Genomic DNA, 14407 nt, shown 5'->3' on the forward strand with positions numbered 1-14407 from the left:
GACACATGTCAAACGCCAAATCTCTTGAACAACTAGAGCAAAAGCAAGACTTTATTCGTCGCCATATCGGCCCGAGCCCGGCTCAGGTGAGTGACATGCTTGCTGCGCTTGGAGTATCGAGTGTTGAAGAGCTGATCGGTCAGACAGTACCTAGCTCAATCCGTTTAGAGCAAGGCCTGCAAATTGGTGAAAGCCGTACCGAAGTAGAAACGCTGAGCTACCTGAAATCAGTAGCAAGCAAAAACAAAGTCTTCAAATCTTACATCGGTCAGGGTTACCACCCGACACACGTGCCTAACGTTATCTTGCGTAACGTACTGGAAAACCCAGGCTGGTATACAGCGTATACGCCGTATCAACCAGAGATTGCACAAGGCCGTCTTGAGTCTTTGCTTAACTTCCAGACTATGACCATGGACATCACCGGCCTTGACCTGGCCAGTGCGTCACTGCTTGACGAATCAACCGCAGCAGCCGAAGCCATGGCGCTGGCTAAGCGTGTGTCTAAAGCGAAAAAAGCGAACCTGTTCTTTATCGCTGAAGACGTACACACACAAACCATCGACGTCGTCACAACCCGTGCCGAGCAGTTTGGTTTTGAAGTGGTAGTTGGTCCTGCAAGCGATGCGGCAAATCACGAGATCTTCGGTGCCCTATTCCAGTATCCAACGACGTCAGGTGAAGTGGTCGACATCACAGACATCATCGCACAAGTACAAAGCAAAAAAGCGATTGCCTGTGTGGCTGCCGACATCATGAGCTTAATGCTACTGAAAGCACCAGGTAAACTGGGCGCAGACGTGGTACTGGGCTCTGCACAGCGCTTTGGTGTTCCTATGGGTTACGGTGGTCCACACGCTGCGTTCTTTGCAACACGCGATGCCTACAAGCGTTCACTGCCTGGCCGTATCATTGGTGTATCGAAAGACCGTTTAGGTAACGATGCGCTGCGTATGGCAATGCAAACGCGCGAGCAGCACATCCGCCGCGAAAAAGCCAACTCAAACATTTGTACAGCGCAGGTACTGCTGGCCAACATGGCTGCATTCTATGCGGTGTACCACGGTCCTCAGGGCCTGAAAACCATTGCCGAGCGCATTAACCGTTTCGCCAGCATTCTGGCAACCGGCCTGAAAGCCAAAGGCGTAGCACTGAAGCACGATACCTGGTTTGACACCATCACAGTGGTTGCGGGCGACGCAGACAAAGACGCAGTCGTCGCGCGCGCCGTTGCAAACGAAGTAAACTTTGCCATCAACCACGCTGGCGAGTACTCAATTGCATTGAATGAAACGACGACCCGCGGTGACATTGCAGAACTGTTCGACATCATCCTGGGCGAAGGCCATGGTTTAGATGTAGCAGCACTGGACAGCGAAGTTGCTGCAAACAACATCACAGGTATTCCGGCGAGTCTGGTACGTGATGACGAAGTACTGACGCACGACAACTTCAACAGCTATCACAGCGAAACCGAGATGCTGCGTTACATCAAGCGTCTTGAGAACAAAGACTTGGCACTGAACCACTCTATGATCTCTCTGGGTTCTTGTACCATGAAGCTGAACGCAACGGCTGAGATGATCCCGGTCACCTGGCCTGAGTTCGCTGAACTACACCCATTCTGCCCACTAGAGCAGGCACAGGGTTATCAGGTGATGATGACTGAGCTGCACGACTGGCTGGTTAACATCACAGGCTACGACGCAGTATCACTGCAACCTAACTCAGGTGCTCAGGGTGAATACGCGGGTCTTATCGCGATTCGTAAATACCACGAGTCACGCGGCGAAGGTCACCGTAACGTGTGTCTGATCCCAAGCTCTGCGCACGGTACTAACCCGGCGTCGGCGCAAATGGCCAGCATGAAAGTGGTTGTGGTTGGTTGTGACAGCGACGGTAACATCGACCTGGACGACCTGCGCGCGAAGGCAGAAGACGTATCTGAAAACCTGTCTTGTATCATGGTTACTTACCCGTCTACTCACGGTGTATATGAAGAAGCCATCCGTGAAGTGTGTGACATTGTTCACCAGCACGGCGGCCAGGTTTACATGGACGGCGCGAACATGAACGCACAGGTTGGCGTAACCAGCCCGGGCTCAATCGGTTCTGACGTATCGCACCTGAACCTGCACAAAACATTCTGTATCCCGCACGGCGGTGGTGGCCCAGGTGTTGGTCCTATCGGTGTTAAATCGCACCTTGCGCCATTTATGCCTAACCACAGCGTGATCAAAGTAGCGGGTACCAACGAAGGTAACGGCGCAGTTTCTGCGGCACCTTACGGCTCAGCAGCCATCCTGCCAATCTCATGGGCGTATATTGCCATGATGGGCAGCGAAGGTCTGAAGCAGGCCACTGAAATGGCCATCGTGAACGCCAACTACCTGACAGAGCAACTGAGCAAGCATTACCCGGTACTTTACCGTGGCCGCAACGACCGCGTTGCCCACGAGTGTATTATCGACCTGCGCCCACTGAAAGAAGCCTCTGGCATCACAGAAATGGATGTAGCTAAGCGCCTGATGGACTACGGTTTCCACGCACCGACTATGTCATTCCCGGTTGCCGGCACGCTGATGATCGAGCCAACGGAATCTGAGTCTAAGGTAGAAATCGACCGCTTCATCGAAGCCATGATCTCTATCCGCGCTGAAATCGCCAAAGTAGAAAACGGCGAATGGTCAGTAGAAAACAACCCACTGGTGTTCGCACCACACACCCAGGCAGACGTACTGGGCAACGAGTGGGATCGTGCCTACGACCGCTTCTATGCAGCCTTCCCGGTTGCATCAGTAGCGAAAGACAAGTTCTGGCCAACGGTAACCCGTATCGACGACGTATACGGCGACCGTAACCTTATTTGTTCTTGCCCTGCTGTAGAGACTTATGCTGAGTAAGTGAATCTTTGAGTCGGGCTAATCCCCGACTTAGATTTTTGAAAACCGCCTTAAGAGATTGAGGCGGTTTTTTATTGTCTGTTATTTGATTCGCTGTGGGGGGTATGAGATTGGACTTACCACCCTTTGGCCTCCTTGCTGGATAATATGCGTGTAAATCTGAGTTGTCCGGATGTTACTATGGCCAAGTTGAGTTTGTATTGTTTTTATATCAGCGCCATTTTGCAGCAGATGTGTCGCAAAAGAGTGCCGTAATGTATGCGGTGTTACCTGCTTAGTGATACCAGCCAAATACGCTGCTTTTTTTACAGCTCTTTGAGCCTGCTTCTCATCAATATGGTGTCGTCTGAGTTGTTTTGTTTCTGGGTCAATACTTAGCTTGTGAGAAGGAAATATATACTGCCACATCTACTGCTTTTCGTGACCATTGTATTTGTGTCTTAGTCTGTGGGGTAGCCATACGCCACAGTACTGAGGATTATGTCGGTCAAGTTGCAGATAATTTTCTACTTGGAGGATTTGGCTTCTTAGTAAGGGAATTAACTCTTTAGCCAGCGTCACAACTCTGTTTTTTCCGCCTTTACCGTCCCATATTCGAAGACAGAGATAATCAAAATCGATATCTTTAACTCGAAGCCTCATTGCCTCCATCAATCTTAGGCCACTGCCATAAAGTAGGGCGCATGACAGGTAATGACGAGCGCTACACATAGTGAGTAATGAACTAACTTCTTCTTTTGTTAACACAACCGGTAACTTGCGAGGACGTTGGCTTTTGGTAAAGTTTAGTCGCAAGGACAATGGCTTTTTAAGTATCTCTTTATACAAAAAACATAAGGCGTTTAATGCCTGCGCTTGTGTGCCTTGAGCAACATTTTGTTCATTTACCAGGTGGTTAAGAAATTGCTCAACTTCTTTATCCCCCATAGTTGTAGGGTGTCGCATATTGTTAAAGCGAATAAATGCAGCAGTCCATTTTAGGTACGCTTCAATGGTACGTTTAGCATAACGTCGTAGGTACATCTGCTCTTGCAGCATGAGTAGAAAAGGTGATTTCATGAACGTTCCATTTGGTAAGGTTGATACTGGATATATAGACAGTGATTGGGCTGTTGTCCAATAACATTATTACATGCCGTTTTGTCCAATTTTTACACAAATGTGTTTTGGCAGGTTGCAACCGATTGTTTACTTTGAGTTTGTTCCGTGGGACTATGAGGGCATGTAATACAGCCCGTTTTGTCGGTTTATGTTCCGACATTTTGGGGTAGAATAAATTGTTATAAGCCCTTTGGAGTTTTAGTGAATGAAGTCAGTATGGATATTCAATAAAAGCAATGCAGACTTTTCTGGCGGTGTTTTCAGTGAACTCGAATTAGCTGAAAGTTGGATAAAAGAAAACTCACTAACTGGGATACTAACTAAATACCCGCTTGATCAAGGTGTATTTGACTGGGCTGTAGAAAATGACATGCATAATATTAAGCCCGAAAAATTAGCTGAAAAAAGTAAACAGCCCAATTTTATTGCTGGGTTTACCACAGCTAGCCAAGAGCATTATCATTACCAAAATGGCCTTCTTTCATAGGGCTTATAACAAAGCAAATTAAAAAGGGCGGACAAAAATCAGTTGGCTTTGTTCGTACCTCACAAATTTTAGCCAACTAATTTTTGCCGTTTATTTGCGGCGTTATACCCCGGAAACAATATCAAGGAGGACTATAAGTGAATAAAACAGAATTAATCGAGGTGGTAGCTGCTCAGGCTGATATTTCAAAGGAAAAAGCGGCTAAAGCGGTGAATGCGCTGCTTGAGGCTGTGGCAGAAGAATTGCATAACGGAGAGGATGTCTCTCTCTTTGGCTTTGGAACATTTACAGTAAGAGAGCGAGCATCAAGAAAGGGACGAAACCCCAAAACTGGAGAGCCAATTTCTATAGCTTCTGCTAAAGTGCCCGCATTCAGACCCGCAAAAGCTCTCAAGATGGCTGTCGGAGATGATCGAACCGGTGGTGGTGGCCCAGGAATCAAAAAGGATTAAAACATGCCGGTATTAGATAAATTTCGTCAATATCATTATGACGCAACAGTAAAAGTATCAGATAACACTCGAACTTTGGCGTTATCAGCCGTGGGTATTGTATGGTTATTCAAAAATCAAAATGGCGGGGTATATGAAATTCCTAATGACTTGCTAGTACCATTGATTCTAGTTGTAATCGCATTAGCTCTTGATTTCGGGCAGCATGTATATAGAAGTATTGCGTGGCACATTAAGTTTAGGATTGAAGAGAAAAGACTCGGTAAAAAGGAAATCACAGAGGAAACCGAGTTATATGCATCTAAGTGGATCAATACATTTGCGTATTTTGTTTTCTATGGAAAAGTCCTTTGTTTAGTGGCTGCATATTGCGGTTTATTAAGCTACTTTTCCTCAATGGTTAATTGGGTATAACAAGAGACTATGGCGTCAATAACTAAATTTCAGCAATTGGCGCTTCCCACATTGTTCCGTCTCTGAGCATCGAGTTCAAGGTAACGACCATCTTTCGAACACAGGCAATTAAGGCCACTTTTTTCGGTTTTCCTGATGTGACCAGCTTTTGATATTGCGCCTTGAAAACAGGGTTGGATTGGATGGCTGACATCATAGCCATATATAAAATAGTCCTAACCTGGTGGCGGCCACCCAGAGAAATTCTGGGAGAAGAAATTCTGGGAGACACCCACCCATATCCAAATTTTGGAAAATTTTGGAAGACATCCACTATTGTCTGTACCTTTTTTAGTGGAAATCACGTCAGAAATCATGTCTCTACATAGCATTTAGAAATTTGCCAGCCAGATAAAAGTATCAAATACCTAAAAAGCGATTTCTCCTTCAAAAAGCAGGGTGATAATCGACCACTTTTCTATTGTCTTTCCCAAAACCTAAAGTCACAAAAGTGACATCTATTTTACATATGTAATAAAGCGTAATGGATAAGCTTGGTTCATCAATGTAATTTACAAAACGAATTGAAGGCCAGTATTAATGCTTTTAAGCGTCGTGTAATTAAACAATAAAAATTTGGAGTAAATAATGGGTTCACGAAAAGGGATCGTAAATTCAGCTGCGGTCGCCTCTGTGGTGGCAGGCTCTTTGATCATGACTAGCCAAGCAAATGCTTTTGGTTGGGGTAGTATAGGTGACTTCTTTAAAGATCCGATTGGAACCGTTGGCGGTGCCGTTACACAGGTAGCACAAGTGGTTAGGCATGTTACCAGTCCAGTGACAAATATTGCAATTGACACTCTTAGGCATGGTGCAAATGTTGTGAATGACGCAACTAACTTGGTCGGTGTTGACTCCTCAGCTATTACTGATAAAGCAATATCACTCGCCCAGCAAATGGCCACTTTAGACAACATGGGAACATTTGTAACTGATCAACAACAAAAGCTCGCTGCACTTGAGCACTTTGCGACTGTTGCTGTGACTAACGCACACCACTTGAGTCAATTAGAAGCATTGGTCGATGGCGTCAATGAAAACAACGTAGAACTTGCAAAAAACATCGTGCACAGCCTGATAAAAGACATTGATTACGATACGTTAAAGCTCGTCGTAGATCAGGTAAAGACATATGATGGCGCACAGTCTCTGATGTTTATGGTGAATAAAGGTAACCTAGGAGTAGGAGTCGCAGTTGACGTTAACGAGCTTGAACGCATCAAGTATGGTCATCATTCTAACCGCCACGAACCAATTATGAGCTTTTTTGTTCAGGCTGTGAATCCAGGAACGCCTAATAACCAATTAAAGTTCTCTGTTGGCTACCATAAAAATCCTCCTTTGCAGGTATCAGGAAATAGCCTAAGCCTATCAAGTACGGTTAAGAAGATGAAAGTCAGCCTTGCATTTGCATCGCTGAATAGTAGTGACTTCCTTGCTCTGGTTGATGTACAAGCTTTGCGAAACCAACATAAAATGACCGCTGTTGGTGTCAGTGCAAATCCAATCAGCTTGCAAGCCGGTAGCACATCAAGGCAAGTTGTTTTCAAAGAATGTCAAAACGGCAGATTACAAGCGAACGGTGTTGATTGTAATCAACAAGATTTGTCTATCAGTGCACTGACTGGTGTCCACGCCATGGACCAGCACACAGCCCTTGGTGGGGTATCATTTACCTTTAAATCATTTGGCAAAGTAGATGGTATGTACTGTGTGCAAACAGTGGAACCCGCAGATCCGCATACATGGCACGACAACTATTTCTGTTCATCCGAAGACCTTGGGATGAAATGGTCCTTTGCAGGCCCAATCGATGGCATGCGCTGTACGCAGATCATTGAGTTGGCAGACCCGCATACATGGCAAGACAATTATCTATGTTTACCTAATGACTCAGACTATCTATTATCCTGGAGTAGCGCTGGTAAAGGAAGTATGAAAAATACGGTAAGATGGCTTGAAGCCGCAGATCCACATACTTGGAACGACAATTACTTAGGCATTGAAAAGCATGTTGAAATGAAAATATTCGATATGTGTTTAGATATTGCAGGGTATCATCCAAGCAATGGCCAAGACATCATGTTGCATGACTGTCACAATGGTGCAAACCAAAAATGGTTATTCACCAACGATGGAAAAGTGAGAAGTAAAGTAGACTATAACAAGTGCTTAGATTATAGAAATGGAGCAACAAACAACGGCGAAAAACTGATGATTTGGGATTGTAATACCAGCCCAACACAACAGTTTGAATATATCAATGGTCAATTAAAAACCGTACTGCAACCATCTCGCTGTGTGGATGCACCAACGCCAAATAAATTCACAAGAACACACTTGTGGGATTGCCCAGTGTTAACAAGGCACAACCATGTAGTTGTTTCAAACTAATAAAAAACGTCTGCTGGGAAGTGATGCGCTTTCCAGCAAATTTTTTAATTGGATTGGGTGAATGAGTTTTTGGTTCGATCTAAATCGGATTAGCTTCCTTTAAGAAATTCACTCAAATTAACTAGGAAAGCTATTTAAGAAGACCGAATTAACTAGGACAGCCATTTAAAGTGGCCATTCGAGGAATTAACTAAGACAGCCATTTAAAATAGCCAATCGAGAGCATGGCTATGTTCTAAATTGAAGTGCTAGAGATGAAATTCACTGACGCCCACAGAAAAATTAACTAGGACAGCCATTTAAAATACTTTTCTAAAGTGGCTAAGTTTTAAATTGAAATAGAAAAGTACTAATGAACGGCATTGGTGAGTAAGATTTCAGCTATAACATGGCAAATTTTAACCGAATGGCACGGTTAAGCCCTGCTGTCGCTACAGTGTTAATCCGAAAGTCAGGTATGAGCCTTTTTATCCCAGCAAGCGCTCGCAGTTGGCCAGGTTGGTACGTCGCCTTTTTTGCAGGTGCGTACAGTATTCAGTCATAGCGTGACGTCTGCCAGCTGCACCATGGAATACTTTGGTAAATCGGGTGGTGAGCTTTAGCCAATTCTCGGGCTCGATTTGTAGTCGGGCAAGGATAGGTTGGGCCTCGCAGATGTGACCGCGTTTGTCTGCACGAACGCATCGACCTGTGAGCTCAACCAGTTCAATGTAGTATTTAAGCTCAAATGGCAATCCTTTAGGCATGCTTTGCCTTGGGTTACCAGCAAAGCGCAGAAGATGCTTTGGTTGCTTGCCGTTATGTGCATGTTCAATGCGTTTTTTGATGCTGGTGTAGTCAGAAGTTTCTGGTGTTTCAGCAACTTTGGCTCGGATTGGATTCAGGTCAACATAAGCCATACAGGCTGCCAGAGCCGCTTCGTCAAGTAATGCCTGTGACTTAAATCGACCTTCCCAGAATCGACCTGTGCAGCCATCTTCTTTGTTTGCCCGGCGAGCAATATCTTCGTTCAGCACACGCATAAACCAACTGATACTTGCGAGCCTTTCTCTGTATTGCTCAATGATACTGTTGAGCATGATGAGCTCAGAATGATTAAGCTCACTTCCCTCAATGAATTTGTGTGTCAGCCAGTTTCCTTTAAATAACTTATGCCATCGTATAACAATGGCCTTGTCAGACAATCGTTTGGCCTTTTTATCGTCCACATATAAAACGATATGGGTATGATTGCTCATAACAGCGTAAGCGCAGATATCTATGCAAAAAACAGCGGCCAGTGTAAGTAGCTTGTCTTCAACCCACTCGCGACGATGTTCATAAGACTTGCCTGTTAATTTATCTTCACCGCACAGAAAGGCTCGTCTAACACAGCGAGAGATGCAATGATAGTATTTAGTATCCACTAAACTGACTTGGTTTTTGCGTGCTATTGGCATAATGGTCGTCCTAATCCTTGGAGTCGCCTACAAGCGTAGTCGGTGCGAGCAGAGCGCACAAGTTTTAAGGTGGATGTCTACGGAAAGGGAAAGCAATCACTTATGACTTTGTTATCAAGTTGAATGTTGATGAACTGAATTGGATAGAGCAACACTGTGCGTTTTCATTATATTGAGTTCAAAAAAGTATTTTGGAATTTCTCTGAACGAGCGTTAAATAAAAAACTGTCAACTGTAACCATATGAAATATTTTAGAAAAATGATTGAGCAGTATATTCCAGTCAATGATGACGAGTGGAGTTCTGCTTGTAGTATCTTAGAGAGAATATATATCAAAAAAGGAACGACGGTACATTGTGCTGGTGATGTGTTTAGTGAAATATGGTTTATTAAAAGCGGGCTAGCCAGATCATATTTCATTGATATGAACGGCAAAGAGCATACCTGGCAACTCTATTTTCGCGGAAAAAGTAAGCATGGCTTAAACCACTTTATGGACGACAGTGTCAGCTTTTATGAAAAGACAGGGTCAATGCTGAACTTTGAAATTCTCGAAGATTCAGTTTTTTACGTAACGTCTCTGGAAAAGCTTGATAAGTTTTTAGCACAAGACAAAAAGTGGGGACTTTTGGCTCGTATATGGTTACACAACACCTATTACTCGGCGACGTACAAACGCGTCCTTTCTCTCATGTCAGAGACTGCAGCCCAAAGGTACGAGCGATTACTGGACGAATACCCTTTTATATTTAAGCAAGTTAAGTCATACCATATCGCTTCTTATCTTGGTGTCGCGCCCCAGACTTTGAGTAAATTAAAATATGAATCTAGGTGAATGAACTCTCATATTTCGTTGTTTACCATGTGTTTTTTCACTGGAGATTAACAATGAATATTTTTCAAAAGCTTAAAAGTCAACCTGGTCAAAGTGCCACGTTATGCATTACCTGGAATGCCTTTAGCATTACAGAGCCTGGCGCCCTACAGACACAAGGGGGCCAATGATGGAACTAACACAAACAGGTGCACACCTCATATTTATCGGTATTGCTTTTTTTCTTGTTGGCCTGGTACAAGGAGCCTTGATTCCCGCTGTAAAAAACTCCCGGATGGCGCTTTCTGGTCACCTGACGGCTGTCCAATGTGGTATGGCTGTGGCGCTCTTTGGTGTTATCTGGTCGCTGGTTAAGCTGCCTTTATTTTGGGCGCTTTTTACTGCCTATGGTTCTGCAGTTGGATTCATACTTATTTGGCTGGGAATAACCCTTTCGTCAGTGACTGGTGCAAGTAAAGCGCTGCCAATCGCCGGTGCTGGGTTTTCGGCAAACATCACAACCGAAGTCACTGTGAAGATTCTGGTACGTATTGGGTCACTATTGTCACTAATCGCCTGTTCCATGTTGATTTTTGGGTTGCTGCCGATACTTAGGTAGGTGCGTTTTTGGGTGATGCGTTTTTGGGTGACACCCACCGTTATTTAGAACATAGCATCACTTGGAATGTTGAACGGCCTTTAGTAATTATCGAGTCCTTGCCCGAAAGGGCGGCAATAAGTCAGCACCCTAGAATGTTAAGCGCTAGGTATAGTGACTACACGCTTAAGGAGATAACGTATAACCCCCCGTTGCTTACCTGTTGTGATAAATGGTGAGATTAGCGTCAAGCTAAAGAGGCAGCTTGCGTGTCTGAATTGGTGTGAAGGCATCCATGCCTTGTTTACGTTCTAACTTCCTGGAACTGAGTGAGAATAGAAATCAAAGATGAAAAGGGAGATCAAAACTCTTTGAACCACGATAAAGTGTAGTAGCGACCTCTCGGGTTTGGCCCGCGATCATAGCCTCGTGCGACATCCAAAAATGGTGGCTTTTCACCAAATGGATTTTGTACAGTGAGATTAAATCGACCATATTGTTGTGCGTCATAGCCAACCGTTAGCGTTTTCAAGTCGTAAGACGGCGACCAGTCCAGAGCAAAGTCTCTGGCTGTTCTGTATTTGTCTTTTTCTGGCACGTTTGTTAAGTCAAGAGTATCGTCTTCATCTGAATTAAATGCTTTACTACCGTACGCCATGGTGAAAGAGGAATTCCAGTTTCCTTTATTCCAAAATATGCCAAATGATTGTTTTGTCTCTAAATTATTGTATCGACCAATATAGGGAGTCCATTCATCATCACCTAAATACTGATTATCACCTTGAGTGATTTCTGCTAATGAGTAGGTTATTTGAAAGCGGCCCATTTGTGTATCAGGAAAGGTGTAGTTTAAATCTAGATCATGGCCTTGGGATCTCGTTTTACCGATGTTTATGACGATGCTCTTATAATGTTCAAGTACATGAGTTGTTGGGTTTCGTTGAATTAGATCGGCAAATAACTCTCCATTGGTGCGCGCATTTTCACGCAGCATAACCCTAGTTAAACGCTCTGGCGCATTTTCAATGTCTACTTTCCAAAAATCTAATGTGGCAGTAAAACCTTGAAGGTATTCAGGGGTCCATACAAAGCCTAAGTTACGTGATGTAGACGTTTCTGGGCTAAGGTTCTCATTGCCGCCCATTTCAAATGACCATTGGTAGGGCTCGGCTTCAGCCACTTTTGCACCAAAGCTTTTACACAATGCCAGTTGCTCCCAGCCTGTGTTACTGCATGGATCGGAAGAGTTGGAGTACCAACGATCAGTGAATACTTCTTTGCCACGATATAAATCAAATAAAGTCGGTGCCCGAAAACCTTCAGAGTAATTAGCTCGAACCATGAGTTGTTCTATTGGCTTCCAGTAAACATTAACAGAGGGCGTACTTGATGAACCCGAATCACTATAATTGGAGTAGCGAACCGCTAGCTCAACACTTAAATGTTTCGCCAAATAAGCATCTTCAGCGATTGGAATGCTGGTTTCGATGTATGCTTCTTTGATTTTACGTTTTGGTGGAACATTGCTGTCTTCCTGACTCAGGTTACCGACTAATTTATATTTTCCTCTTACATCATCGAATTGATTGCTGGCTTCTTCTGTGCGGTATTCGACTCCTACTGCCATTTGAATAGTCCCTGCAGGTAAGTTGAAAACGTCTCCTACCGCACTTAGATTGAAGGTGTTCGTTGTGGCCTTGTGCTTACTCCAAATACCATCAACCATAATTGCATCTAGCAAATCGCTGTTAAGTTGCTCAAGGTCGACAAAAGGGTTCAGTGGTGAGCAATTATTTTCAACAAGGCAAACCTCAGGGCCGCTCAGGCTATCTTGTAACAAAGTTCTATTCAGTGCTTCAGGATAAGTTGTTTTTGCTTCATAACGGCTATGTACAAGATCTGTGGACCAAGTCCAATTTTCAGATAGTTCGCCATTGAGCCCAAGGCGCACATGAAAAGGCGTTGTAACTGTTGTTGTGTTTCGTTTATTGAGGTTGGTCAAACGACGGTTCAAACGTACATCGCGGCCGAACGGATTATATTCATTATCTTTACTAACGAACAGGCCAGAGACTACCGCTGCCGCCTCTTGTGCGTAGTTTTCTTTGTCGGCGTAAAGTAATTGAGCGGTACCTTCAAGTGTATCTGTAAAATTGTAATATGTGTTTAAGAGTAAGCTGTATTCGGTTCTTTCGGATGCGTCTAGTGTTTCACTTTGAAAGTTATAGCCATGGACTTCTTTATATTTCTTCTCGGCTTCTTCTTGCGCTATTTCTTCTAATTCCCAGCAGGCTTGCCCGACTTGTCCACGATAAGTTGCAGAAAACGGGGAAAAGTCATCTAAGCTACTGCCATTTGTGCCATTATTTCTGTGCATCATGTAGTAGGTTGCTGTAGCGGTATCTGCATCGCAATCTGCATAAGTCGCATTGCCATCGGGCCCATAAATACTCAGCCAGTTGGTACCTTCAAAAATACCATCAACTTTGTGTGAGCTTCTATCGGGATAGTAGAAACTTCGCGAGCCTCTGTTGTATGTTCCTATTTTCTTAGCTTCAATTCCTAATGTAACTCCACCTTCGTTAAAGCTGGTGCCGCCGACAAAGCTAAAAGTGTGAGTTGGGGCATCATTGTATTCGCTGATCCCTGTCGAGACATTCAGCTTGATACCCTCAAAGTCTTTAAGTAACTGGTAGTTAACTACCCCCGCAATGGCATCCGAGCCATAAATTGCAGATGCTGACCCTTTTTTAATATCCACCCGTTTTAGCATGGTTGTGGGGATGATTGAAATGTCCACCGACCCATCGGTATCAGCCGCCATTCTGACGCCATCAAGCAAGTTTAAGGTTCGAGCATACCCTAAACCGCGTAATTGAATTTTTTGTCGACCATCATTATTTCTTGCATCGGCTCCAAAGTTTTCATCAATAGAAACCTGGTGGCCATTCATGGCTGGTAAACGTGTGAAAATATCGGTAATGGAAGTTAACCCGCTTAGCGCGATGTCTTCGCTTGTCACTGTTGTGATTGGTAAAGAAGAAGTGAGTTCGGGCCGGATCAACCGAGAACCTGTTACCGCAACAACCTCAATCTCATTGTCTTCATTTTTGTTATCTGATTCACTTATCTTTTCAGCAGAGAAACCAGGGGGTGACATCAAAACTAGGGCTGTCGTGATGGCAATATGCACAGGCGATAAAGTGTAAGTCATAAGGGTCCCTTGATGGTTTATTGTTATTATTAACTGGGCAAGTGAATAACCGAGATACATCAATAAGTTATATAAGTCACTCTACAGAGCAGTGTAACGAGAGCAATAAGTCGGGCAATTGAAAAAATATCAACTTGTCAAAGATTGTTTTGGAATATGGTATTCTTGTTTTGTTTTTGGGTGGTTTGATTGATCTTTAAATAGAATGATTCAGCCACCTTTTATTAATTGCTTCATTGTGTTAGGTGATGTATTTTTAATTTCTGCTGTTTGTGCAAATATGTCTTAAAATTGCATTAATTACATCTTTAGTTTGTTTGAAATAAATAACCTGGTTAACTTTTTGTTTATTTGGGTTGTTTTTTGTGTTAACGATTTTGCGGGCTATGGTGTGGCGATTTGAATCCATGTAAGTTAAAAAGCTTAACATCAGGAAGTAATGTATGGTCATATTCAACAAGCCTGCAGTGTTATAAAAGTTTTGAAAAAGACAGGTTTTGAAAGACACCCAGGGCTAGGTTTTGAAATACGGTTTTGAAAGACACCCAGTC

The 14407-nt window shown here is 43.8% G+C and carries 9 protein-coding genes and 2 pseudogenes; 7 read left to right on the plus strand and 4 right to left on the minus strand.

Annotated elements, in window-relative coordinates; translation table 11 throughout:
- Positions 1-5: 5 nt before the first annotated feature.
- Positions 6-2903 (plus strand): aminomethyl-transferring glycine dehydrogenase, encoded by a 2898-nt coding sequence (gcvP, locus tag CWB98_RS12240; RefSeq protein ID WP_138545134.1) that lies wholly within the window; start codon positions 6-8, stop codon positions 2901-2903.
- 81 nt (positions 2904-2984) lie between these two features.
- On the opposite strand, the pseudogene CWB98_RS12245 reads toward gcvP, so the two are convergent.
- Positions 2985-3962 (minus strand): annotated as a pseudogene (locus tag CWB98_RS12245) (integron integrase).
- 247 nt (positions 3963-4209) lie between these two features.
- Between CWB98_RS12245 and CWB98_RS12250 the strand changes: the two are divergent.
- The 3 genes from CWB98_RS12250 to CWB98_RS12260 all read left to right on the plus strand — a co-directional run bounded on the left by CWB98_RS12250 (position 4210) and on the right by CWB98_RS12260 (position 5357).
- Positions 4210-4491, plus strand: a complete 282-nt coding sequence (locus CWB98_RS12250) for a DUF7710 domain-containing protein (protein WP_138545135.1) — start codon at positions 4210-4212, stop codon at positions 4489-4491.
- 137 nt (positions 4492-4628) lie between these two features.
- Positions 4629-4943 (plus strand): HU family DNA-binding protein, encoded by a 315-nt coding sequence (locus CWB98_RS12255; protein WP_138545136.1) that lies wholly within the window; start codon positions 4629-4631, stop codon positions 4941-4943.
- Positions 4944-4946: 3 nt separating this feature from the next.
- Positions 4947-5357 carry a hypothetical protein gene (locus CWB98_RS12260; protein ID WP_138545137.1) on the plus strand — a complete coding sequence of 137 codons (411 nt, stop codon included), beginning with the start codon at positions 4947-4949 and terminating at the stop codon, positions 5355-5357.
- Positions 5358-5379: 22 nt separating this feature from the next.
- On the opposite strand, the pseudogene CWB98_RS12265 reads toward CWB98_RS12260, so the two are convergent.
- A pseudogene (locus CWB98_RS12265) lies at positions 5380-5598 on the minus strand (IS110 family transposase); the annotation flags it as partial.
- A gap of 386 nt (positions 5599-5984) precedes the next feature.
- Between CWB98_RS12265 and CWB98_RS12270 the strand changes: the two are divergent.
- The gene (locus tag CWB98_RS12270) at positions 5985-7790 is read left to right on the plus strand and encodes a ricin-type beta-trefoil lectin domain protein (protein ID WP_138545138.1); all 1806 of its coding nucleotides are present in this window, start codon (positions 5985-5987) and stop codon (positions 7788-7790) included.
- 467 nt (positions 7791-8257) lie between these two features.
- Here the strand turns inward: CWB98_RS12270 and CWB98_RS12275 are convergent, their stop codons facing one another.
- The gene (locus CWB98_RS12275; RefSeq protein ID WP_138545139.1) at positions 8258-9229 is read right to left on the minus strand and encodes a transposase; all 972 of its coding nucleotides are present in this window, start codon (positions 9227-9229) and stop codon (positions 8258-8260) included.
- A gap of 242 nt (positions 9230-9471) precedes the next feature.
- Between CWB98_RS12275 and CWB98_RS12280 the strand changes: the two genes are divergently transcribed.
- Both CWB98_RS12280 and CWB98_RS12285 read left to right on the plus strand, forming a co-directional pair.
- Positions 9472-10065 carry a Crp/Fnr family transcriptional regulator gene (locus CWB98_RS12280; protein WP_138545140.1) on the plus strand — a complete coding sequence of 198 codons (594 nt, stop codon included), beginning with the start codon at positions 9472-9474 and terminating at the stop codon, positions 10063-10065.
- Between the two features lie 166 nt (positions 10066-10231).
- The gene (locus CWB98_RS12285; protein WP_138545141.1) at positions 10232-10663 is read left to right on the plus strand and encodes a hydrogenase; all 432 of its coding nucleotides are present in this window, start codon (positions 10232-10234) and stop codon (positions 10661-10663) included.
- Between the two features lie 340 nt (positions 10664-11003).
- Here the strand turns inward: CWB98_RS12285 and CWB98_RS12290 are convergent, their stop codons facing one another.
- Positions 11004-13856, minus strand: coding sequence for a TonB-dependent receptor plug domain-containing protein (locus CWB98_RS12290; RefSeq protein WP_171045642.1), 2853 nt, complete (start codon positions 13854-13856; stop codon positions 11004-11006).
- Positions 13857-14407: the final 551 nt, after the last annotated feature.

Source organism: Pseudoalteromonas rubra (genome assembly GCF_005887115.1).
GTDB lineage: Bacteria > Pseudomonadota > Gammaproteobacteria > Enterobacterales > Alteromonadaceae > Pseudoalteromonas > Pseudoalteromonas rubra_F.